Source organism: Halomonas sp. HK25, assembly GCF_047795635.1.
GTDB lineage: Bacteria > Pseudomonadota > Gammaproteobacteria > Pseudomonadales > Halomonadaceae > Halomonas.
Genome location: NZ_CP181044.1, coordinates 2,298,882 through 2,321,327 on the forward strand (window position 1 = coordinate 2,298,882; position 22,446 = coordinate 2,321,327).

21 protein-coding genes are annotated in these 22,446 nt (G+C 66.6%); 5 read left to right on the forward strand and 16 right to left on the reverse strand.

The window, feature by feature from the left end; translation table 11 throughout:
- Positions 1–448 precede the first annotated feature (448 nt).
- From ACM26W_RS11045 to ACM26W_RS11060, 4 genes are all read right to left on the reverse strand, one after another.
- Complete coding sequence (locus ACM26W_RS11045) at positions 449–4,369, reverse strand: AAA family ATPase (RefSeq protein ID WP_416137051.1); 3,921 nt, start codon at positions 4,367–4,369, stop codon at positions 449–451.
- A 31-nt stretch (positions 4,370–4,400) separates the two neighbouring features.
- On the reverse strand, positions 4,401–5,045 hold the full coding sequence (locus ACM26W_RS11050; protein WP_416137052.1) for a tRNA-(ms[2]io[6]A)-hydroxylase: 645 nt from the start codon (positions 5,043–5,045) through the stop codon (positions 4,401–4,403).
- Positions 5,036–5,521, reverse strand: a complete 486-nt coding sequence (locus tag ACM26W_RS11055) for a DUF1289 domain-containing protein (protein WP_416137053.1) — start codon at positions 5,519–5,521, stop codon at positions 5,036–5,038. The genes ACM26W_RS11050 and ACM26W_RS11055 overlap by 10 nt, the downstream gene beginning before the upstream one ends.
- A gap of 122 nt (positions 5,522–5,643) precedes the next feature.
- Positions 5,644–7,053, reverse strand: coding sequence for an MATE family efflux transporter (locus ACM26W_RS11060; RefSeq protein WP_416137054.1), 1,410 nt, complete (start codon positions 7,051–7,053; stop codon positions 5,644–5,646).
- 2,015 nt (positions 7,054–9,068) lie between these two features.
- Between ACM26W_RS11060 and ACM26W_RS11065 the strand changes: the two genes are divergently transcribed.
- Together ACM26W_RS11065 and ACM26W_RS11070 are read left to right on the forward strand one after the other, a co-directional pair.
- A complete protein-coding gene (locus ACM26W_RS11065) occupies positions 9,069–9,332 on the forward strand; it encodes a type II toxin-antitoxin system Phd/YefM family antitoxin (protein WP_416137055.1) in 264 nt (87 codons plus the stop codon).
- Entirely contained in the window at positions 9,332–9,724 is a 393-nt protein-coding gene (locus ACM26W_RS11070) for a type II toxin-antitoxin system VapC family toxin (RefSeq protein WP_416137056.1), read from the forward strand. Before ACM26W_RS11065 ends, ACM26W_RS11070 begins: the two co-directional genes overlap by 1 nt.
- Here ACM26W_RS11070 and ACM26W_RS11075 read toward each other — a convergent pair.
- The 3 genes from ACM26W_RS11075 to ACM26W_RS11085 all read right to left on the reverse strand — a co-directional run bounded on the left by ACM26W_RS11075 (position 9,721) and on the right by ACM26W_RS11085 (position 14,495).
- Positions 9,721–10,476, reverse strand: a complete 756-nt coding sequence (locus tag ACM26W_RS11075; protein ID WP_416137057.1) for a universal stress protein — start codon at positions 10,474–10,476, stop codon at positions 9,721–9,723. The two genes, ACM26W_RS11070 and ACM26W_RS11075, sit on opposite strands and share 4 nt — an antisense overlap.
- Complete coding sequence (locus tag ACM26W_RS11080) at positions 10,469–12,892, reverse strand: Lon protease family protein (protein WP_416137058.1); 2,424 nt, start codon at positions 12,890–12,892, stop codon at positions 10,469–10,471. The genes ACM26W_RS11075 and ACM26W_RS11080 overlap by 8 nt, the downstream gene beginning before the upstream one ends.
- Positions 12,893–13,064: 172 nt before the next feature.
- Positions 13,065–14,495: an MBL fold metallo-hydrolase RNA specificity domain-containing protein gene (locus tag ACM26W_RS11085; RefSeq protein WP_416137059.1), complete on the reverse strand. Its 1,431-nt coding sequence runs from the start codon at positions 14,493–14,495 to the stop codon at positions 13,065–13,067.
- 310 nt (positions 14,496–14,805) lie between these two features.
- Between ACM26W_RS11085 and ACM26W_RS11090 the strand changes: the two genes are divergently transcribed.
- Entirely contained in the window at positions 14,806–14,976 is a 171-nt protein-coding gene (locus tag ACM26W_RS11090; RefSeq protein ID WP_416137060.1) for a hypothetical protein, read from the forward strand.
- A 154-nt stretch (positions 14,977–15,130) separates the two neighbouring features.
- Here ACM26W_RS11090 and ACM26W_RS11095 read toward each other — a convergent pair whose 3' ends face one another.
- The 6 genes from ACM26W_RS11095 to ACM26W_RS11120 form a co-directional block, all read right to left on the reverse strand.
- Positions 15,131–15,658 (reverse strand): HPP family protein, encoded by a 528-nt coding sequence (locus ACM26W_RS11095; protein WP_416137061.1) that lies wholly within the window; start codon positions 15,656–15,658, stop codon positions 15,131–15,133.
- 253 nt (positions 15,659–15,911) lie between these two features.
- On the reverse strand, positions 15,912–16,352 hold the full coding sequence (locus ACM26W_RS11100; RefSeq protein ID WP_416137062.1) for a phasin family protein: 441 nt from the start codon (positions 16,350–16,352) through the stop codon (positions 15,912–15,914).
- A gap of 197 nt (positions 16,353–16,549) precedes the next feature.
- Complete coding sequence (locus tag ACM26W_RS11105) at positions 16,550–17,305, reverse strand: phosphatase PAP2 family protein (protein WP_416137063.1); 756 nt, start codon at positions 17,303–17,305, stop codon at positions 16,550–16,552.
- 445 nt (positions 17,306–17,750) lie between these two features.
- The gene (locus tag ACM26W_RS11110; RefSeq protein ID WP_416137064.1) at positions 17,751–18,191 is read right to left on the reverse strand and encodes a phasin family protein; all 441 of its coding nucleotides are present in this window, start codon (positions 18,189–18,191) and stop codon (positions 17,751–17,753) included.
- Between the two features lie 393 nt (positions 18,192–18,584).
- Positions 18,585–18,878, reverse strand: coding sequence for a type II toxin-antitoxin system RelE/ParE family toxin (locus tag ACM26W_RS11115; RefSeq protein WP_416137065.1), 294 nt, complete (start codon positions 18,876–18,878; stop codon positions 18,585–18,587).
- A complete protein-coding gene (locus ACM26W_RS11120; protein WP_416137066.1) occupies positions 18,866–19,144 on the reverse strand; it encodes a CopG family ribbon-helix-helix protein in 279 nt (92 codons plus the stop codon). The genes ACM26W_RS11115 and ACM26W_RS11120 overlap by 13 nt, the downstream gene beginning before the upstream one ends.
- A 240-nt stretch (positions 19,145–19,384) precedes the next feature.
- On the opposite strand from ACM26W_RS11120, the gene ACM26W_RS11125 reads away from it, so the two are divergent.
- The gene (locus ACM26W_RS11125; protein ID WP_416137067.1) at positions 19,385–19,930 is read left to right on the forward strand and encodes a hypothetical protein; all 546 of its coding nucleotides are present in this window, start codon (positions 19,385–19,387) and stop codon (positions 19,928–19,930) included.
- 305 nt (positions 19,931–20,235) lie between these two features.
- Here the strand turns inward: ACM26W_RS11125 and ACM26W_RS11130 are convergent, their stop codons facing one another.
- From ACM26W_RS11130 to ACM26W_RS11140, 3 genes are all read right to left on the reverse strand, one after another.
- On the reverse strand, positions 20,236–20,601 hold the full coding sequence (locus ACM26W_RS11130) for a helix-turn-helix domain-containing protein (RefSeq protein WP_416137068.1): 366 nt from the start codon (positions 20,599–20,601) through the stop codon (positions 20,236–20,238).
- Positions 20,598–20,894 (reverse strand): type II toxin-antitoxin system HigB family toxin, encoded by a 297-nt coding sequence (locus ACM26W_RS11135; RefSeq protein ID WP_416137069.1) that lies wholly within the window; start codon positions 20,892–20,894, stop codon positions 20,598–20,600. The genes ACM26W_RS11130 and ACM26W_RS11135 overlap by 4 nt, the downstream gene beginning before the upstream one ends.
- 229 nt (positions 20,895–21,123) lie before the next feature.
- Entirely contained in the window at positions 21,124–21,564 is a 441-nt protein-coding gene (locus tag ACM26W_RS11140) for a phasin family protein (protein ID WP_416137070.1), read from the reverse strand.
- Between the two features lie 465 nt (positions 21,565–22,029).
- Here ACM26W_RS11140 and ACM26W_RS11145 point away from each other — a divergent pair, with 465 nt between their 5' ends.
- Positions 22,030–22,410 carry a hypothetical protein gene (locus ACM26W_RS11145; RefSeq protein ID WP_416137071.1) on the forward strand — a complete coding sequence of 127 codons (381 nt, stop codon included), beginning with the start codon at positions 22,030–22,032 and terminating at the stop codon, positions 22,408–22,410.
- Positions 22,411–22,446 lie beyond the last annotated feature (36 nt).

Consider the following 22,446-nt stretch of genomic DNA (forward strand, 5'->3'; position numbering starts at 1 on the left):
CCGGGCGCTTTCCCATGCCCTTGATCGATTCGGTGCAGGAAGCTGGCGTGCGTCAGGAGCGCATCAGTAGTTACTGGTACTGAGCTGTGGGAGGCAGTCATCCCTTGCCTAGTCTCCTGCTGGTCGTGAGCCAGCTTCCCTGCGGTGTCTTGTATGTATCGTAAGGTCGGCCATTCTACTTCAGGGCTGTTGAGGGCTCTACCTCTCTTACAAATTTTGACTATGGGAGTGATAGGTGTGGCTGGGTTGCTGGGGAGGCCTTCGGCCTCCATTCGCCGGGCGGAGCCCAGCTCCCACCAGTGGTATCCAGCCTTGGTGGTTGCCTCCATTCGCCCCGCGGAGCGTAGCTCCCACCAGTGGTATCCAGCCTTGGTGGTTGCCTCCATTCGCCCCGCGGAGCGTGGCTCCCACCAGTAGCTTCAAGCCTCAGTGGCAGCTTGATTACCCATCAGGCATCGGCGTTGGCGGGGTGTGGATGGGTGCGGTCGAGCAGGCTGCGCCAGCGGGCGATGATCGGGGCGTCGGAGTGGCTGACCTCGGCGAGCAGGCGGCGGAATTCCTGGCGGGCCTTGTCGTCGGCGGGGTCGATCAGGGTGAGCCACAGTTCCAGGCCGTTGATCTGCTGGTGCAGGTTGCCGTCTTCACGCGCCTGCTGCTGGGCGATCTCGATCAGGGCGACGACCTCCTCCCGCGGGTGGCCGAGACGGTGGCGCACCCGGGCCAGGTGCACGGCGAGTTCGGGCACGAACAGGGTGGTCTTCTCCCTGGCGAGCATCAGCGCCTGGTCCAGGTAGTCCTCGGCACGGCCGAATTCGCCGAGCGCGATGCAGGCGTCCACAAACCACAGCGAGGGGCGGCTGTAGGGGTCGCGGCCGGTGAGCTCGGCGAGCTCCTCCTGGGCCTGCTCCACCTGGGTCAGGCCCTCCCGGTCGCCGGCTATGGCGCGCTGCCAGCCGAGCACCCCGCGGGCGGCCATCTGCCACAGGTGCAGGTCCTGGGTGCCAGTGAGCTCATAGGCGCGCTCGGCGCGGGTGGCGGCCAGGTGCACGTGACCGAGCTGGCGGTAGAGGGAGGCGGCATACATCAGCGCCATGGCCAGGCTGCCGGGGTGGCCGATCTTCTCGGCCAGGCGGATAGCGGATTCCACCTGGGTCTCGGCACGGCGGTAGTCGCCGCGCAGGCAGAGCGCCCAGCCCTGGAAACAGGCGGCGGCCACCTGAGGATGATCCGAGAAGGGCAGCCACTCGATCATCATCGGCGATTCAAGTGGGTTGATCTCCTCCAGGTGGTCGTTAGCACGCTGGATGCGCCCGGCCCAGTATTCGCAGCTCGCGCGGGCGTACTCGGCCAGGCGGCGGTAGCGCGGGTCCTCCATGCGCTCGGCCAGGCCGGCCAGCTTTGATGCGAGATGGAAGGCGTCGGCGTGGGCGTGGCGTTGGCTGCAGCCCACCCACAGGCCCCACTTGACCAGAAAGGCCTGCTCCAGGTCGGCGGGCTCGCCCTCCTCTCCGTCCAGCTGCGTGACCTGCCTGAGCAGTTCCCGGGCGCGCACAAAGCTCTCGTGGGCGGTGGGCGAGCCGTGGCCCTCCAGGGCGAAGGCGGCCTGGCCGCGCACGGTGAGCAGGCTGATCTCGCGTTCGGTCTGATCTTCCACCTGACGCAGGCTGACCAGGCCGAGATCGGCCATCTTCAGCGCGGTGCGGTTGGCGCTCACCTTAAGCGCCTCGCGGGCGGCCAGCTCGTAGTAGCGGGCGCCGCGGGCGTAGTGGCCGCTGCGCCGCAGGTGGGTGGCGAAGTCGCCCGGGTGGCGGCTGATCCACATCGGGAAGCGCTCCTCGATCAGCTCGACCACCTGGCGGTGGATCGCCGTGCGCACGTCCCGCGGGCAGGAAAGGTAGGCGGCCTCCTGCAGCAGCTGGTGGGTGAACTGGTACTCGCGGCCGTCCTCATCGCCCTCCACCGGCTCGATGATCTCCAGGCGGCGCATCTGCTCCAGGGCCTGACTCAGGCGCAGCTTCTCCCAGCCGCTGCACTCGGCCAGGAAGTCGAAGCGGAAGCGCCGGCCGAGCACCGCGGCGGCGTGGGCCACCTCGCGGTCGGCATCGAGCTGGTCGATGCGGCTGGCCAGCAGGCCGAGCAGGCCGTGGGGCAGCTCGTCCAGGTGCACGCTGCGCCCCTCGCGGCGGTCCATGTCCACCCGGCGGCAGATCTCCTGCAGGTAGAGGGGCACGCCGTCGCAGCGCTCGATGATCTGGCCGCGCAGCCGCGGGCTCAGGTGAATGCGGTAGCGCCGTGCCAGCTGCGAGAGCAGCCGCGACGACTGCAAGGCATCGAGCCGGCCCAGGGTGATCTGCTGGTCCCAGTGCAGCCGCGCCGGCAGCGCCTCGCGACCGTGGTGGCTGGCCACCAGCATGAAGCCACAGTTGATCGGCAGGCGCGCCTGCAGGCCGGCCAGCAGCTTGAAGCTGGGCTCGTCGAGCCACTGCAGGTCGTCGATCATCACCACCAGGGTGCGCTCGGCGGCAAACGCCGTGATCAGGCGCTGCAGCAGCCCCACCACCAGTTCCACGGCTTCGCCGCTCTGGGTGAGCACGGCCACCTCGTGGGGCTCGCGGGCGCCCAGCGCCTCTTCCAGCAGCTGCTGGCGGGGCTCGTCGAGGTCGGGCAGCGCCAGGGTCTCGCGCAGGCCGGCCAGGGCCTCGGGGGTGAGCGGGCCATTCAGGCGCCAGCGCAGCAGCTGGCGGGCCACGCCGTAGGGCTCCTGCACCGAGAGCCGGGTGGTGGGTTGCCAGCAGATGGCGGCATCGCGGCTCTGTTCGAGCTGGCGAAAGCCGACCATCAGCGCCGACTTGCCCATACCGGAGGGGCCGCGCACCAGCACGCTCTGGCGCAGGCCGATGCCGGCCCGGGCCAGGGCGTCGCGCAGGGTGCGCAGCTGGGTCTCGCGCCCCACCAGGCTGGGCGGCAGCGCCTCGCGGCCGCCCTCGTTGGCGCCGAGGACCAGCGCGCGCAGGCGCACCCGGCCGTCGCTGGCCACCAGCCGCGAGCTGAGCCGCGGCTGCAGGTCGAGCGCCGGCGGCATGTGCTGGCTGGCCTCCTGGGAGATCACCAGCTCGCTGCCCTCGGCGGCGGCCATCAGCTCGAGCGAGCCCTGGGTGACCTGGCCCAGCGGGTCGACCAGGCCGCGCTCCGGCAGGTAGACCACCCGGCCGCTGTTGAGGCCGGCGGCGAGCTCCACCTTGGGCGGGTCGCCCTCGCCGCTCCAGTGGCGGCGGCTCTCCTCGGGCAGCATGCGGCGGCAGTGTTCGTAGAGCGCCACCAGCTCGGCGAGCTGATGGGCGGGACCGTGGGTACCGAAGCAGGCCAGGCCCAGGCCGCCGGTGGCACCGGGCAGCCAGAAGCCGCCCAGGTGGTGGCACTGCTCCTCCAGCCAGCGCAGCAGTTCATATTGCAGCATCAGGCAGGCGCGGCTGGCCGGGCGGCTGGAAAGATCGCCCTTGAGGCGCAGGCGAATGGCCATGACCGAGAGCTGGCGCTGCTCGATCTCCTCTTCGCGCAGCGGCGCGCTGTCCGGCGACAGGGTACGGGCGAAGCCCATGCCACCCGCCGCGGCGGCGTCGGCGTGGGAGTCGGACCAGTAGCGGGCCAGCTGCAGGAAGGCGGGCTCGGGCTGCTGGCCGGAGAGCGCCAGCAGCTGCAGGTAGGCGTTGTACTGTTCGTGGGCGGCGGCCAGCTGGCCCTGCTCGGCCAGCTGGCGCACCAGCCTCTCGTGGAAGGGGCCGTAGCCCGAGAAGCGGCTGACCAGATCCACCAGCAGACGGTCGGGCACGCTGTCGTGCTGCTCCAGCACCGCCTCGGCGAAGCGGATCACCCGCTGGCGCCAGTCGTTGCGCACCTGCACCAGCCAGCGCTGGAAGTCGCCGCAGTTGGTGAGCTGCAGCTCCTCGGCGAGATCGCCCTGGTAGTGCTCGAGCAGCGCGGCCAGGGTCGGCAGGTCGCGCTCGCCCTCCAGCAGGCGCTGTACCTCATGAAGGTCGAACTGCCAGCGCGCCGGCAGGCGGAAGGCGATGGTCTGACGCGAGACGGCGAGCACCTCGTCGGCGTGCTCGCCCAGCGACTGGCGCAGGCAGTGCAGCGCATGGCGCAGGTTGGTGCGCCCGGAGGAGAGGCCCTGATCGGGCCACAGCAGCTCCGCCAGGGTGGCGCGGCTCACCGGCTGGCTGTGCAGCAGCAGGTAGACCAGCAGCGCCTTGACCTTGTCGTAGCTGAACTGCGTCAGCACATCCTCGCCGAGGGTAAGCGAGAAGTGGCCGCAGAGGGCCAGCCGATCCGTTTGTGGGGTATCGGTGACGTCGGGTGCATCTCGCATGGTGTCGGTCCTGCGTAACATGGGGCCGGTCTTACGCCGGCACGCCACTGTGAAAACGGAACGCCGTATCGGGCGTCTGCACCAGCTCGACTTCGCGATCGGCGAAGAAGGCGATTCGGGACTCGATGGGCGATGCGGCCAGGTGGCGGGCCAGCATCAGGTAGTCCTCGTAGTGGCGCCCTTCCGACTTAACCAGAGTGCGATAGAACTTGGCAAGCTCGGGGTCCAGGTGGGGGATCAGCCGGGCGAAGCGCTCGCAGCTGCGCGCCTCGATAAAGGCGCCGACGATCAGAATGTCCACCAACCGGTGCGGTTCCTCGGGGCGTACGTGGCGGCGCAGCCCCTCGGCGTAGCGCGAGGCGCTGATAGGCCGGTAGGAAATGCCGCGTGCCGCCATCAGCGTCACCACCTGCTCGAAGTGCAGCAGCTCCTCGCGGGCCAGCTGGCTCATCTTGGTCAGCAGCAGCGGCTGATCCACGTAGCGATAGAGCAGGCTCATCGCCGTGGAGGCGGCCTTCTTCTCGCACTGGGCGTGGTCGATCAGCAGCAGCTCGGGGTTATCCAGCGCCCAGGCCACCCAGGCATCCGGGGTGCGGCAGCTCAGGAAGTCGAGCAGCTCGGCGGACAGCAGGTCGTCGGCGCTGGCGCTGACGGGCTCGGGCAAGGTCACGGACATGAAGGGCTCTCGGCAGAACGATTGGGCGCGGGGTCGTGTATGTCGTGTATAGCGGGGCGGCGGCGAGCCTCGGCGGCGTCATTCAGCTCGGCGGCCAGGCGTGCGTGGAGCTCGGCGGCGGCGAGGCCCTCGCCCTGCCCTACTGGCACCAGGCCGTAGCGGGCGAGCTCCTGAATGCGCTCGCGGCCGACCCGCAACAGCTCCACCGCCCGGGACAGCCCCGGCTGAGCGGGCCGGAAGCGGATGCGATGGCGCTTGAGCTGGGCCTCCAGCGCGGCGGCGTCCACCAGGCGCAGGTAGCGCCCGGCCACGGCCTCGCGCAGGGCGTCGAGTTCCCGGATACGCGCGGCGCGCTCCTCACCCGACAGGCCGAACCAGTCGCGGATCTCTGCATCGCTGCGCTGACAGCCACGGCAGGTGCGATCCCCCAGGGTGGTGGAACAGAGCCCCACGCAGGGCGAAGCGATGGCGCTCATGCTCTTTCTCTCAAGGTCGTGCCCTCAAAGCCTGCCCCCCATGGCCTTCCCTCGTTGAATGTAACGTTGATAGTAGTGCGTGATAGTAACGCGAAACGAACACTTGAAACAGCCGCCCCCAGCTAGTCCTTGGTGGCGGTTGACACCCTCGCCAGGCCGGGGGCCGAGACATCGGCCAGCAAGCGGCGGGTCTGCCAGCAGGCGATCAGCCCCATCGCCAGGTTGGCGGCCAGCATCCCCACGAACACGCCGGTGGTGCCGGCGAGCTGCCCGCCGAGCCAGGCCAGCGGCACGGTCAACGCAAACAGGCGCACCACCGAGAGGCGCATGGCCCAGGCCGGGCGGTGCAGGGCGTTGCAGGAGGAGACCGCCAGGATCACCACGCCCTGGGCGCCCAGCCCCAGCGGCACCAGCCACAGGAAGGCGCGCAGCACCTCCCCCACCGCCTCGCGCTCGGCGTAGCCGGCCACCAGCCAGGGGGCGAGGCCCTGCAGCAGCGCCCACACCAGCAGCTGCCAGATCAGCACGAAGGCGAAGCAGCCCAGTATCGCCCGGCGCACACGGTCGAACTGGCCGGCCCCGGCGTTCTGGCTAACCAGCGGCGAGAGAGTCATGGAGAACCCCAGCACGGCGATCTGGGCGATGGCGTCGATGCGGGTGCCGACACCGAAGCCGGCCACCGCGTCGTGGCCGTAGTCGGCGACGATGCGGGTCAAGATGCCCAGGGCGATGGGCGTGAAGACGCTGGTCAACGCCGCCGGGCCGGCGATGCGCCCGAGCTCGCGCCAGGACTCGAGCAGTCCCTTGACGCTCAGCCCGGCGAGGTCAATCAAGCCGCGCAGCTCGCGCTGGAAGACCAGCGCCACCGCCATCAGGCCCCAGCTCAGCACGGTAGCCAGCGCCGCCCCGGAGACCCCCATGACCGGGAAGGGGCCCACGCCGAAGATCAGCCACCAGTCGAGCAGCACATTGATGCCGGCCGCCAGCGCCATCATCACCCCCTGGGTGACGGTATTGCCGTGGGCGCGCAGCACGCTGTTGAGCACCCGCGGCACCACCACCGCCGCCGCGCCCAGGTACCAGATGCCCATGTAGTCGCGGATGTGCGGCATCAGGGTGGCGTCGGCGCCGAGCAGGCGGAACAGCGGCTCCAGGGTGGCCAGGCCGAGCAGGGTCATGGCCAGGCCCACCGCCAGGGCCAGCAGGGCGGCGTCGGTGGCGCGGCGCCGCACCGCTTCGACGTCGCCCTGCCCCAGCCGCCTGGCCACCACCGCCGAGGTACCGATGCCCATGCCGATGGCCAGGCTGATCACAGTGAACACCACCGGAAAGGTGAAGGAAACCGCCGCCAGCGGCTCGGTGCCGAGCCGGGCGATGAACCAGGTATCCACCAGGTTGAAGCTCATCATGGCGATCATCCCGCCGATCACCGGCAGGGTCTTGCGCAGCAGGGTCGCCGCGATCGGCCCCTCGAGCAGCTCGCGGCGCATGGGGCGACGGGAAGCCGAAGGGGAGGCAGAAGATGAAGACATGCGCACTCTCTACGAGGAACAGGCAGCGGATTGTGCCCGTTTTCGGTGGGGAGGTGAAAGTTACCGCCAGGAGCTGGGCTTTTTTGCCAAGGCTTGCAGGTAACCGGTGGGAGATGGGCTCTGTTGCCAAGGTTTCAGACTACTGGTGGGAGCTGGGCTCTGTTGCCAAGGTTTCAGACTACTGGTGGGAGCTGGGCTCCGCCCGGCGAATGGCGGCGAAGCCGCCCCTGTGGTGTTGCTGGCATGTGCCGAGGCTTGGACCCTTTCGCCCCGCAAAGCGTGGCTCCCACCAGTAGCAACGGCCTTGGCGGTAGCTGGATAACCACCAAGGCTTGAGCCCACTGGTGGGAGCTGGATAACCACCAATAGCAACAGCCTCGGTGCTGGCTCATGGCCTCCAAGGCTTGGAACTACTGGTGGGAGAGGGGCTCCGCTCGGCGAATGGCGGCGAAGCCGCCTCGGCTGAGTTGCTGGCCTGTGCCGAGGCTACAACCTTCGCCCCGCAAAGCGTGGCTCCCACCAGTAGCAACGGCCTTGGTGCTGGCTCATGGCCTCCAAGGCTTGAGCCCACTGGTGGGAGCTGGATAACCACCAATAGCAACAGCCTCGGTGCTGGCTCATGGCCTCCAAGGCTTGGAACTACTGGTGGGAGATGGGCTCCGCCCGGCGAATGGCGGCGAAGCCGCCTCGGCTGAGTTGCTGGCCTGTGCCGAGGCTACAACCTTCGCCCCGCAAAGCGTGGCTCCCACCAGTAGCAACGGCCTTGGCGGTAGCTGGATAACCCCCAAGGCTTGAGCCCACTGGTGGGAGCTGGATAACCACCAATAGCAACAGCCTCGGTGCTGGCTCATGGCCTCCAAGGCTTGGAACTACTGGTGGGAGAGGGGCTCCGCTCGGCGAATGGCGGCGAAGCCGCCTCGGCTGAGTTGCTGGCCTGTGCCGAGGCTACAACCTTCGCCCCGCAAAGCGTGGCTCCCACCAGTAGCAACGGCCTTGGTGCTGGCTCATGGCCTCCAAGGCTTGAGCCCACTGGTGGGAGCTGGGCTCCGCCCGGCGAATGGCGGCGAAGCCGCCCAACGGTGTTGCTGGCCTGTGCCGAGGCTACAACCTTCGCCCCGCAGAGCGTGGCTCCCACCAGTACCAACAGCCTGAGTGGTAGCTGGATGGCCACCAAGGCTTGAGCCCACTGGTGGGAGCTGGATAACCACCAATAGCAACAGCCTCGGTGCTGGCTCATGGCCTCCAAGGCTTGGAACTACTGGTGGGAGAGGGGCTCCGCCCGGCGAATGGCGGCGAAGCCGCCCAGCGGTGTTCCAAGCCTGTGCCGAGGCTACAACCTTCGCCCCGCAAAGCGTGGCTCCCACCAGTAGCAACGGCCTTGGTGCTGGCTCATGGCCTCCAAGGCTTGAGCCCACTGGTGGGAGCTGGATAACCACCAATAGCAACAGCCTCGGTGCTGGCTCATGGCCTCCAAGGCTTGGAACTACTAGTGGGAGAGGGGCTCCGCTCGGCGAATGGCGGCGAAGCCGCCTCGGCTGAGTTGCTGGCCTGTGCCGAGGCTACAACCTTCGCCCCGCAAAGCGTGGCTCCCACCAGTACCAACAGCCTGAGTGGTAGCTGGATGACCACCAAGGCTTGAGCCCACTGGTGGGAGCTGGGCTCCGCCCGGCGAATGGCGGCGAAGCCGCCACTGTGGTGTTGCCAGCGTTAGCGCATACCGCCCAGGAGCCCTTCGGTCTCCATTCGCGCAGCGGAGCTGCGCTCCCACCAGTCGCAACAGCCTCGGTGGTAGCTGGATAACCACCAGTAGCAACAGCCTCGGTGGTAGCTGGATAACCACCAGTAGCAACAGCCTCGGTGGTAGCGGGATGACCTCCATGGCTTGAGGATCCCATCCGGGCCGGCAAGCGGATTCGCTTGCGCTAGGTTACACTTGAAAGTGTAACCCTAGCTCTGCGAGGAACGGGGAACTGACGTCTCGGCAACAATCGTCTCGGCAACAAGAGGACACCACCATGCACGCCACCGTAAAAGATCTCCGCCTGCAGGCCAGGGCACTGCTGGCGGCCACCCAGCGCGGTGAAACCGTGGAGATCACCCACCGCGGCAAGCCCTGCGCAAGACTGGTGGGGTTAGCGGCCGACCCTGATCAAGAGCGACCTGCGCGTAACCCTGCCTTTGGTCTCTGGGCCGACCGGGATGAAATGGAGGATGAGATGGACGTTGAATCGCACGTCCGTCGCCTTCGTGCACCCCGCACCTTCGGAGCCAATGACTGATGCTGGTCGATACCGACGTGCTGATCTGGAACCTGAGAGGAAATGCCGCCGCGGCCGACAGGTTGGATGGCATGCCCGGCTTCTCGCTCTCCGCCGTCAGCTACATGGAGTTGGTGCAAGGGCTGCGCAACAAGCAGGAGCAGCACCAGCTTCGCCAGGCGATTCGCTACTGGGAAGCCGAGCTGGTGCACCTGGAAGAAGGTATCTCGGCTCGTGCCACCTTCCTGGTCGAGAGCTATGCGCTCAGCCATAGCATGCAACTGGCCGATGCGCTGATTGCGGCAACCGCCATGGAGCTCGGGGTGCCACTGCTCACCGCCAATAATTGCCACTATCGGCATATCGACGGCCTGGAGATCGAGATCTTTCGTCCAACGCTTCCGCAACGCTAAGGCACCACCACCACCGGCACGGGGATGCGCGCCAGGACCTCCGGGTCTTCGTCGAAGAGCCGGGTGAGGGTCTGGCGGCGGATCACCAGGGCGCCGCTGCGGGCGCGGGCGAGAAAGCGTTCGAGTTCGGGGGCGGCCATGGGGGCGAGCTCCTCGCGGCCGCGAAACAGTGGGTGGTTGCGCGAGGCCTCGGCCAGGCTCTCGCCCCAGGGCAGGGTCGGCGCCTCGCCGCGCAGGGTGCGCAGCGGGCCGGGGGCCGGCAGGTGGCGCTCGTCCCAGATGATCACCGTGCAGGGGGCCTCCAGCACCAGCCGGCGGCTGGTGGAGCCGAGCCGCGAGCTCCAGCCCCAGCGCGACGAGAGCCCCGCCTTGCCCAGTACCAGCACGTCGCCGGGGGCGGCCACGGCCAGGGCCTCGCTGACCACCTGGCCGCGGCTCACCTGCAGGCGGTGGCGCAGCGAGCGCCCGGCCACCGCCTCATCCAGCGAGCGGGTGATGCGCTGCACCTGGCGGGCCAGGCTCGCCTCCAGCTCGGCGCTCTGCAGCGGCCGGGTGAGGCCGGTGCTGGCGCCCACCTCATAGGAAAACGGAAAGGCCGCGCAGCGCAGCAGGTCGAGATCCTCGATGAACAGCGCCACCAGCTCGGCGCTGACCTGATCGGCCAGGGCCACCGCCGCGAGCAGGGCCGCCTGGCTCTGGCGAGAGTCATCCAGCAGCGCCAGCACGCGCATCGCCTCGCTGCGCTCACTCATCGTCGCCGCCCTCCTTTTTATGCTTGTCGCCGTCCTTGTTATCGCTCATTTCATCGCCCCCGCGGGCGGCCTTGATCGTTTCGCGGAAGGCCGCCAGGCGCGCCTGCACCCGGCCGTTCACGCTCTGCGCGGGGAACTGGCCGCGCTCGTCGGCCTCGCCCGGCGCCTCGCCGGCGAGCAGCGCCAGCGCCTCGTCAACGTGGCGCACGGCGAAGATCCGGAACTGGCCCGCGGCCATGGCCTCGCGCACCTCCGCCTTGAGCATCAGGTGCTCCACGTTGCTGGCCGGCAGGATCACCGCCTGGCCGCTGAGCTCGCCGCGGGCACGACACACATCGAAGTAGCCCTCGATCTTCTCGTTGACCCCGCCCACCGCCTGCACCTCGCCGTGCTGGTTGATGGAGCCGGTCACCGCGAAGCCCTGGTCCAGCGCCACCCGGCCGATGGCCGAGACCAGCGCGCACACCTCCGCCACCGAGGCGCTGTCGCCCTCGACGCCGCCGTAGGACTGCTCGAAGGCCAGGCTGGCGGAGAGCGACAGCGGCTGGTCCGGGGCGTAGCGGCCGGCCAGGAAGCGCGACAGGATCATCACCGCCTTGGTGTGGATGCGCCCGCCCAGGCGCGCCTCGCGTTCGATGTCCACCACCTGGCCGGCGCCGGGCCGCGCCGTGGCGGTGATGCGGCTCGGCTGGCCGAAGGCGAAGTCGCCCAGGGCGAGCACCGAGAGCCCGTTCACCTGCCCCACCACGCGCCCAACGGTGGCGATCATCACCGTGCCGCGGATGATCTGCTCGTGGCTGCGCTCGCGGATGCGCCCGGCGCGGTAGACCTGCTGGGCCACCGCCTTCTCCACATGGGCGCGGGTGATCACGGTGGCATCCTCCAGGGCCGCCCAGTGGTCGGCCTCCTGGAGCAGGTCGCTGAGGTCGCGGTGGCGGGCGGTCAGGCGCTGCTGGTCGTCGGCCAGGCGGCTGGCGCGTTCGATGGTCGCCGCCACCCCGCTGCGATCCAGCGGGCGCAGCGCCGACTCCCGGGCCAGGGTCGCCACCATGTGGGCGTAGAGCGACAGGTTGGCCTCGCTGCGCGGCAGCTCGTCCTCCAGGTCCACCTGTACCTTGAACAGCTCCAGGAACTCCGGGTCGTGCTCGCACAGCAGGTAGTAGAGCAGCCGCTCGCCGAGCAGCACGATCTTCACGTCCAGCGGGATCGGCTGGGGTTCCAGGGTCACCGTGCTGATCAACCCGTAGGCCTGCTCCAGGGATTCGGTGCGGATCTCCCCGGCGCGCAGGATGCGCTTGAGGGTCTCCCAGGCGCCGGGCTGGGTGAGCACGCCGCGCACATCCAGCACCAGGTAACCGCCGTTGGCGCGGTGCAGGGCCCCGGCGCGGATCAGCGAGAAGTCGGTGAGCAGGGTGCCATTGTGCACGTGGTGCTCGATGCGCCCCACCAGATGCTGGTGGCCGGGCAGGTCCAGGTAGATGACCGGCGCGCCCTCGGTGTCGGCGTTGTCCACCAGCAGGTTCAGGAAGAAGCGGCTGAACACCGCCTCCGGGGGAATCTCGGGCTCGTCGGAGATAAAGGAGTCGACGTGGGCCAGGATCGCCTCGCGGATCGCCGTCAGGTGGGCGATCACCCCCGCCTCGTCGGCGTAGCGCTCCTCCAGCTCGGTCAGGGGCGCGCCGATGGCCGTCTGCAGCACCTCCTCGTTGAGGCCGTTGACCTGGTCGCGCAGCGCCTTGGCCAGCTTGGGCATGCGGCGGATCGCCTGGGTCAGCTTGCGCTGCAGGATCTCGACCGTGTGCTCGATGCGCTCGCGCTCTTCCTTGGGCAGCTGCTCGTAGTCCTCCGGCGGCATCATCTTGTCGTCGTCGGCCGCCGGCGCGAAGGTGAAGCCGTTGGGGGTGGAGAGCAGCAGGATGCCCTGCTCGCGGGCCTCCCGGCGCACCGCCTCGATGGCGTCACGCTGGCGCTCGCCCATCGCCTGCTTCAGCTCCTGCAGACGGTTCTGGTACTCCTCGCTCTCGAACACCCCCGGGATCGCCCCGCGCAGCTCATCCGCCAGCGCCTCGATGTCGCGCCGCAGCTGGCGGCCCAGGCCCGGCGGCAGCTGCAGGTAGAGCGGCACCGAGGGGTCCTCGAAGTTATAGAGGTAGCCCCAGTCCGGCGGCGGCGGCTCGTCCCGGGAGCGCTCCTCCAGGTAGCACCCCACCAGGCCGTGCATGCCGTGGCCCGGCTGGCCGAGCACGAAGAGGTTGAAGCCGTCGCTGCGGATCGCCGTGCCGAAGTCCAGCGCCTCCCGCGCCCGATCATGGCCGCTCAGCAGGTCCAGCGACGCCAGCTCGCTGGTCACCTCGAAGGCGAAGCCCTCCTCCGGGCAGGCCCGGTAGACCTCGGAAACCGTCAGCGCCTCGACCATTGGATTCTCCCTGTTTTCCAACTTTCACGATGCCGCATATGGCGCGCCACGCCAACTGGGCCAGCCCCGGGCTTCTTCGGCAACACCGCCGGGGGCGCCTACGGCGCCATTCGTCGAAGCGTCGAACCGCGGGCGGAGCCGACGCCACTCCCGTGACATCAAGCCCCAGAGGTCATTCAGTGACCCCCGAGTCCCATTCACACCCCAGCGAGACCTCAAGCGGGTATCCCGCTTCCTGCGCCCAGGCCAGCAGCGTCTCGCGTAGCGCCCGCTGCGCCTCGGCCTCGCCGTGGACCAGACGGATATGCCGCGGCGGATGGCGCATGCGGCGCACGAAGTTGAGCAGGTCGCGGCGGTCCGCGTGGGCGGAGTAGCCGGAGACCGTCTCCACCCGGGCGCGGATGTCGAGACGCTCGCCGTCCAGCGCCACCCAGCCGCCGCGAGGGCCATAGCGCTGGATATCGCGCCCCGGGGTGCCGCTGCCCTGGTAGCCGATGAACAGCACGCAGTGGCGCGGGTCACTCAGCATGCGCTTGAGGTAGTTGACCACCCGCCCCCCGCTGACCATGCCGCTGGCGGCAATGACCACCGCCGGCCGGCCGCTCTCGGCCAGGTAGGCCAGGGTGCGTTCGTGCTCCTCATGCGAGCTAACGGTATAAAGATTCTCGAAGCTGAGCGGGTGGCGCCCCGCCCGCAGGCGGCGGTGGGCCTCGGCATCCCACCACGGCTTGAGCTCACGGTAGACCTCGGTGAAGCGCGCCGCCAGGGGCGAATCGACGATGATCTCCAGGTCCCGCCACCGCGGGCTGTCCGCCTGGTGAATCAGCATCTCCAGTTCGTAGAGCAGCTCCTGGGTGCGGCCGATGCTGAAGGCGGGAATCACCACGCTACCGCCATTGGCCAGGGCCCGGTCGATGGCCGCCTTGAGCCGGCCGCGGCGCTGCCGGCGATCCTCGTGTTCGCGGTCGCCGTAGGTGCTCTCCAGCACCAGGGTGTCGCAGCGCCAGGGCGACTTCGGCGCCGGCAGCAGCGGCGCATGGGGCGCCCCCAGGTCGCCGGAGAACAGCGTGCGCTGCGCCTCCCCGCTGGCCTTGTCCAGGCTGTCGACCTCCACGTAGGCGGAACCGAGGATATGCCCGGCGCGCTTGAGCCCCACCCGCACCCGGTGGCGCTCGTCGTCCAGCAGGGTGTGCCAGTCGCCGTAGTCCAGCGCCACCAGCCGCCCCTCCACCTCTGTCAGGAAGCGCTCGATCAGCGACCGGTCGCGGGTGAAGCCGATCTTAAGGGCGTCCTCGATCACCAGCGGCAGCAGCCGCCGGGAGGGCACCGAGCAGAGGATCGGCCCCCGCCACCCCGCCGCCAGCAGATAGGGCAGCCGGCCGATATGGTCGATATGCACGTGGGTCACCACCAGCGCCAGCACATCCTCCACCGGGAAGCGCACCTGGAGCTGCGCGAAGCTGTCCACGGTGTCGGCGTCCTGGCCCTGGAAGAGCCCGCAGTCGATCAACAGCGCGCGGTCCTCGGCGAACTGCAGCCGGTGGCAGCTGCCGGTCACCCCGCTGGCGCCGCCGTGGTGAAGAATTCGGGGAAAGTGTGACATGCCGAACGGCCTCCCTGCCGATAAGTAGTCATTCCACTATAGCGCCTTCGCTACCATTCGCCGGGCATAGTCCAGCTCCCACCAGTGGGCTCAAACCCTGGAGGTCATCCAGTGACCACCGAGGCTGTTGCTTCTGATGGGAGCCACGCGCCGGGAGCGGTTCGGCCTCTCCACGCATGGCCGTGTTACCAAGGCTTGAGGCACTCACGGAATTTTCAAAAGGCTTTTCCAAAAAGACTTGCCTACGACCTTGGTCGAAGGTAGATTGCCTGACAATACTTTCCGTAAAATGAACCGTCCAGGAGGCTCCATGATGACGACCGAGCGCGTTCCGACCCTCTGGGACCAGCTGCTGCCCAGCACCAGGCGCCAGATTCGACAGCGCACCCGCAACACCGAGCGCTTCCTCACCCTCCGCAACCGGCCGGTGGACGATAGCCGGTCTGCCCCGCGCCGACGCCGGATCGACCGTCAGGCTTGAACCCGGTGAGACACCCAAACCACAGCGCCGCGGCAGATGCCGCGGCGCTTTTGTGATGACAGCCCGCCCTGTGATGGAGCGCGCTCACGTTTCTTGGATTCCGGCGCCAGGCTGTCGCGGATCTCGCGCAGCCGCAGGATGTCCCCGATTAGCCCTACCAGTGGTGCGGGTAGCGACGATGACGCGCCAGGTTGTTCACCAGCATGGCGACCAACACCATGACCGCGCCGCCGATACCAATCGGCATCACCGGGTACCACCAACCCAGGCCGGTTATCTCGGGGCCGCCGATCACCGCCACCAGGGCGGCGGCGGCGCCGGGCGGATGCACGCTATGGGTCAGCTGCATCAGCAGGATGGAAAGGGAGACAGCGAGCGTCACCGACAGCGCGGTACTGCCCAGCAGCCGGTAGCAGGCAACGCCCACCGCCGCGGAGACCAGACTGCCCATCAGCACGTTGCGCGGCTGGGCGAAAGGGCTCTCCGGCGCCGCATAGAGCAACACGGAGGTCGCCCCGAATGAGGCGACAATCAGCAGGTGCTGGGAGAGCCAGTGGGTGCTAAGCCAGCAGATCGCCCCCATGCCCGCGAAGGCCCCCAGCCACGACCAGAGCGCATCTCGTACGTCTGGCATCTCACGTTTCACGGACTCGCCGCGCATCTTGCTTATATAAGTTTTCATCTTCCATGAGGAGCGAGGAATGAGCGAGAGAGTCTCTCAGATCACAATATGATATTAAAGGCCATATTTTTCATAACAACATGAATGGATTTTGATCTGCATCAGCCTCGGCACTGCCTTCAATGACTCACCGAGACGTTCATGGCCCATGATCAAATGGCCACCAGCCCACACACCAGCAGGCCGCCGATCATGGATCGGCGGCCTGCTGGATACTTCCGACATCCCGGCCCTGAGGCCGGGGGTGCCAAGCTTACTTGGCAGCCTTGGGGGCAGTGGCTTCCTTGACGGCCTTGGTGGCGGTCTCGGAGGCCTCTTTGGCACTTGCCTGGGCGCTGTCCTGAACCTGCTTGACGCTGCTTTCGGTCAGCTTCTGGCTTTCCTGAGCAAACTCCTGCTGCAGGGCCACGACCTTCTCGGCGTCACCCTTCAGGCGCTCGGTCAGCTCCTTGGCGACCTGCTGCTGGCCTTCCATATAGCTCTTCAGGCCTTCGGCGTCCTTGACCTCTACCAGGCTGCGCAGCTGCGCCACGCTGGCGTCGGCATAGGCCTTGGTGGCTTCGAGCTGGGCGTTGATCAGCTTCTCGCTGTAATCGACGGACAGGGCGGCGAAGGCACGGGCCGGGGCGAAGAACAGCGCCTCGATCTGGGCGGTGTCAAACTGCTTGGCGTCGAAGGCGAATGCGTTGGTCATGATGGGAACCTCCCGGTTCTGATTGGACTAGAACGGGCGATCCCGCTCTGTTGCAATGCAACAATAGCAGAGTGGGTTGTGCAGTGCAACATCACCGGAGACATCACTGAAGACATCGCCACCCATCGGCGAAGCGGCGAGGGTCGCCGTAGCGGCAAAGCGTATGGCGTGCCGACAGGGTGAGACTGGCGGGCACGCTATTCGGTGCCCGCCCAACTCGCCTCAGTCTCCACCTGCCCTCGTTGCTGCATCCAGCGCATCGCGAGCCAGCACAGCGCCGCCCAGGCTGCCCCGGCCGTCCAGCCGGCCAGGACGTCCGTAGGCCAATGGACCCCGAGGTAGACACGGCTTATCCCCACCAGCAATGTGAGCAGTATCGCCACCACCAGGATGTAGGCCTTCAACCTCAGCTCGGGCTGTACGCGAATAAGCAGAACGGCGAGGGTGAGGTAGGTCACGGCAGACATCATCGCGTGGCCGCTGGGAAAGCTTGCGGTGTAGGCGATGGACTCGTGAGATACAAGATCGGGCCGAGGGCGATCGAAACCAACCTTCATCAACGTGCTGAGCAGTACGCCGCCGGGCACCGCGAAGGCGGCAAAGAGCGCCGCGCGATAGCGTCGGGCGAGAAGCAGGTAGCCCAGGGCGCTCAGCGAGACCAGCACCAGCACGCCGACACCGCCGAGCGCGGTAAAGTCCCGCCCCAGCTCCTCGACCCAGCCCGGGCCGAGCGGGTCGGAGCGATCGGCAGGGTTGCGCAGGGAGAGCAGCAGGGTCTCATCGATGCTCTGGGCGTCACCCTCGAAGACCTCATCGGCCAGCTCGACAACCCCCCAGATCCCGCCGGAAAGTATCAAGATGGACAGCAGTGTCGCAAACTCGTAGCGGCCGAGCCAAGCCAGCAGGGAAAGGCTTCGGCGTCCCACATGCCGGGTCTTGTCGAAGTGTTTCATAGCAACCCCATTGCGGTGAAAAGCCACACGCCAACCCGGGGCTCTGCCACGGTCAGCGCTGTTTCGGCCCCTGCCGACAGGCCGATACCCCCCATCCGAGAAGCCCGGCCTCACGGGGTACAGGATGGACGATCGTTGCCGTTCGATCGAGGCCATCACCTTGCCCGCGCGAGGCCAATGCCTTGGTGGGCGTCAGGCTCCGCGGGCGGTACGACGTCTCGGTGCAATGTATGACCCTACTCATGACCGATCAGGGCGCCACGGCTCGCCGGGCCAGACAGCCCCCGTCCCAGGAGAGTCCGTTGAGTGAACCCGGTGCCTCACCGCACTGTTCGCACTGATTCAGCGGCTGCTGGACGGAGCCACACACCAGCAGGCCGCCGATCATGGATCGGCGGCCTGCTGGATAGTTCGGCGTCCGGCCCGAAGGCCGGGGGTGCCAAGCTTACTTGGCAGCCTTGGGGGCAGTGGCTTCCTTGACGGCCTTGTTGGCGGTCTCGGAGGCTTCCTTGGCACTTGCCTGGGCGCTGTCCTGAGCCTGCTTGACGCTGCTTTCGGTCAGCTTCTGGCTTTCCTGAGCAAACTCCTGCTGTAGGGCCACGACCTTCTCGGCGTCGCCCTTCAGGCGCTCGGTCAGCTCCTTGGCGACCTGCTGCTGGCCTTCCATATAGCTCTTCAGGCCTTCGGCGTCCTTGACCTCTACCAGGCTGCGCAGCTGCGCCACGCTGGTGTCGGCATAGGCCTTGGTGGCTTCGAGCTGGGCGTTGATCAGCTTCTCGCTGTAATCGACGGACAGGGCGGCGAAGGCACGGGCCGGGGCGAAGAACAGCGACTCGAGTTGAGCGGTGTCAAACTGCTTGGCGTCGAAGGCGAATGCGTTGGTCATGATGGGAACCTCCCGGTTCTGATTGGACTAGAACGGGCGACCCCGCTCTGTTGCAGTGCAACAATAGCAGAGCGAATTGTGCAGTGCAACATCACCGGAGAAAGAGAGACCACGCTGACGACGACGCCCGACTCCAGCGAGATCCGCCAGATCCCCCACAGCGGGCGGGTGCTCGGCACGCCGCGCTTCCAGCAGCGGGTCGCCGACCTACTTGTGGGAGCTGGGCTACGCCCGGCGAAGGGAGACCGAAGGGCTCCTGGGCGGCGGCGCTAACGCCACCAACACAGCTGGGCGCCTGCGGCGCCATTCGCTCGGCGGAGCCGATCTCCCACCAGTCGTCTCAAGCCTCGCGACATCAAGGTGCAGCGCTGAGTCCATCACGCCAATCTGCGATTAACCAAAGCCAGCTTCTCTCTGATGACGGACGGCCAGTACCACTACGGCATCCCCATCGAGGCGGTATCGTACTGCGTAACCGCTATCACCAAAATCAATCAGCCAGTCCCGGTATTGCTCGGGTAGATCATCGATCGGGCGGCCAATATGCGGAAAATTTCCAAGCTCATGAATGCCATTGATCATCGCCTTCGCGGTTCTTTCAGCTGCCGCTGGGGTTTTCGGCCTCAGGAACTCACGAAGTCGCTCTAGATCCCGGACTGCTGCCGAAGCAAAAATCACTTGTGGCATGTCGGGGCCGGCACCTCATCATCCTTCCCCCAGCGAACCAGCCACTGCTCCACTTCGTCAGCGGTCACATGCAAGCCAGTCGCTTGGTAATCCTCCCAAGCGGTTAGCGCGTTCTGTCTGAAGGCCTCGCGTCTTTCCTCTCGCTCCACATACTGCCCAATGGCCTCACACATGAGCCAGTGCGCCGAACGCTGGCGAGCGTCGGCCAGTTGCTGTATCCGACCTTTCATGTCGTCGTCGAGCTTGATGGATGTGGGTCTTGCCATTTCGACCTCCGTAGCAAAAGGTAATACCTTTAGTGACTACCCTAGGCGATGTGAGAGCAAGGGGCAAGGCAGAGGACAACAATACCCGCGGCCGGCATCGCTGCTGGATGGTGGGAAATGGGGGTCTGTCCCCGATTAGTCCCTTCCCCCCAGCGCATGGCATTAGCCATTGACGAAATAGTAATAATTCCTGACAATATATGATCTCGATAATGCCTATGCACTAGAGGATGTACCAGATTGCTCAGACGGCTCTTCGGTAAACGCCCGGTACACTGCTGGGCGATCAAGCAGATCGATCACCAGGTGCTACACCTCTGTTCCAGGGGGAAGGTCGAAAGCACCCTGAAGCCCGATGCCCTGCTTCGAGCCCTGCGCGACGACCGCTTCGGCGGCGGTGTGCGCATGGGAGATAGCGGCATCGTGCTGAATGCCCAGCTGTTCGAGGCGGTGGTGCCCGAAGCGGACCTGCAACAGGATGACGAAGGCATGGTCCGTTGGCGTGGGCGCCGGTGGATGGTGGCTCAGGTGCCCCAACACAGCTGGACCTGGACAGGCAGGCTCGTCGCCTCCCCCAACCCGCTCAACGTCGGTCCTCGGCTGGTCAGCCACGAGGACACCAGCATGATCCGCAAGCGAGCCGATGGCCATTCGCCACCGCCGGGAAGGGTTGTATTTCGCGCCCAGGATGCCCTGGAAGATCCCACCAAGGACCTCAGAGAGGCCATCGAGCGCAGCCAGCGTTCACGCGCGCAGTTCAGGCACCGGGAAAGAGAGTTCGGCTAGGCCGGGGGATCGTGCCCCGGTTGGCCACGCCCGGGGCACGCCCGGCCTTTCCAACCGCCCACCAACTTGCGCAAGTAAAACGTCTTGGAGCGCCCTGTCGCCCGGGACAGATGGGCCAGGCGCGCCTCGATTTCCGGATCCAGGCGGAGACTGATAGGCATGGTGTTAGCCTCTTGCGATACATGCGATCGATGTATCGCAAGAGAGCCGATAACACCAGCGGCCGGCATCGCTGCCGACCGCTGGGTGGAGCTTCACTTCAAGCCAGGTGGGAAATGGGGGCCTGTCACCGATTAACCACCCGATTAGCCCACATTAGGCGGGATCAAGCTCTCATACGGGATCTTCAACCCCTGGTGGAGGCGCTTGATCATGTTAAGACTGAGGTTCCGCTTACCATTCAACACCTCGGAAACTCTACCGCTGGTGCCGATGAAAGGCTCCAGGTCGCGCTGGGTGAGCCCCTGTTGCTCCATGCGAAACTTGATAGCCTCGATGGGGTCGGATGGCCCGATGGGATAGTGTTCATTCTCATATTTCTCGATGAGAATGGACAAGACCTCGAGCTCATCGGTTTCAGGGGTATCGTTTTCTGCTGCCCAAATCTCTTCAAGCCGTGCAAAGGCCCGCGAGAGATCCGCATCAGAGCGGATGGGTTGAATGTTCATCATATCATCTCCGCGTTAACCCGATCATATTGGGCATGGGTACCCACAAAACGTACCCAAGCGATCTGCTGACTGTAGCGGATCGCCACGATGACTCGGTACTTATTGCCGCCGATATTGAATACGACTCGCCCGCCTTTGAGTATGCTGGCTGTCCGAATGTCGGCCTTGAGCTCCTGCGGGGTTTGCCATGATGAATTCAACATCATGTTGTACCACTCGGTCAGTGGTGTTTCGGCATCATCGAAGCCCCGCTCCCAGAACTCTCTCAGTGTGCGCTTCGCAATGACCCTCACTGCGTCCTCCCCTTTTGGGAAAAAAATAGCATCTCCCATATTGGGAGTCAAGGCAAGGGCCAAGCAGGAGGATACAAACGCCAGCGGCCGGCATCTCTGCCGGTTGCTGTTTAGTTGGGGGGAATGGAGGGGCCCCCGATTAGCCCACACACCAGCAGGCCGCCGATCATGGATCGGCGGCCTGCTGGATGCTTCCGACATCCCGGCCCTGGGGCCGGGGGTGCCAAGCTTACTTGGCAGCCTTGGGGGCAGTGGCTTCCTTGACGGCCTTGTTGGCGGTCTCGGAGGCTTCCTTGGCACTTGCCTGGGCGCTGTCCTGAACCTGCTTGACGCTGCTTTCGGTCAGCTTCTGGCTTTCCTGAGCAAACTCCTGCTGCAGGGCCACGACCTTCTCGGCGTCGCCCTTCAGGCGCTCGGTCAGCTCCTTGGCGACCTGCTGCTGGCCTTCCATGTAGCTCTTCAGGCCTTCGGCGTCCTTGACCTCGACCAGGCTGCGCAGCTGCGCCACGCTGGTGTCGGCATAGGCCTTGGTGGCTTCGAGCTGGGCGTTGATCAGCTTCTCGCTGTAATCGACAGACAGGGCGGCGAAGGCACGGGCCGGGGCGAAGAACAGCGACTCGAGTTGAGCGGTGTCAAACTGCTTGGCGTCGAAGGCGAATGCGTTGGTCATGATGGGAACCTCCCGGTTCTGATTGGACTAGAACGGGCGACCCCGCTCTGTTGCAATGCAACAATAGCAGAGTGGATTGTGCAACGCAACATGCAAGAACAGGGATGAGGAGCGGAATGAGCGACGGCCCCGCTTTCATCGAATCCGCCACCACCTGGCGAAAGGCCTGGTCGACGGGATCCGCCAGGTCAGCCACAGCGGGCGGGTGCTCGGCACGCCGCGCTTCCAGCAGCGGGTCGCCGACCTACTTGTGGGAGCTGGGCTACGCCCGGCGAAGGGAGACCGAAGGGCTCCTGGGCGGCGGCGCTAACGCAACCAACACAGCTGGGCGCCTGCGGCGCCATTCGCCCGGCGGAGCCGATCTCCCACCAGTCGTCTCAAGTCTCGTGACATTAAGGTGCAACGCTTCAACCGCCGCTATCGGCGCACCGGCACCCTCTTCGAAGGCGCTTCCGTTCGTGCCTGGTGGGGGAATCCCGCTACCTGCTGGCCTGCCACGTCTACATCGAGCTCAATCCGGTGCGCGCCGGCATGGTGGCGCATCCCGGTGAGTATCGCTGGTCGAGCTATGCCGCCAACGCCCAGGGGCAGGCCGACCCCATCGTCACGCCTCATGCGGCCATCGCCGAACTGGGTGCCAGCGCCGCCGAACGGCGGCACAGCTACCGCGAGTTGTTCCGCCACCACCTGGCGGAAGGCCTGGTCGACGAGATCCGCCAGGTCACCCACAGCGGACTGGTAGTCGGCACGCCACGCTTCCAGCAGCAGGTCGCCGACCTGCTGGGCCGACGCACCGTGCGTGGCACGTCCGGTCGCAAGCCCAAGCCGCCGCCGGATGGCGACTGAGGAAATGGGCAAGGAAGGGTAGCCCGTCTTTGACTG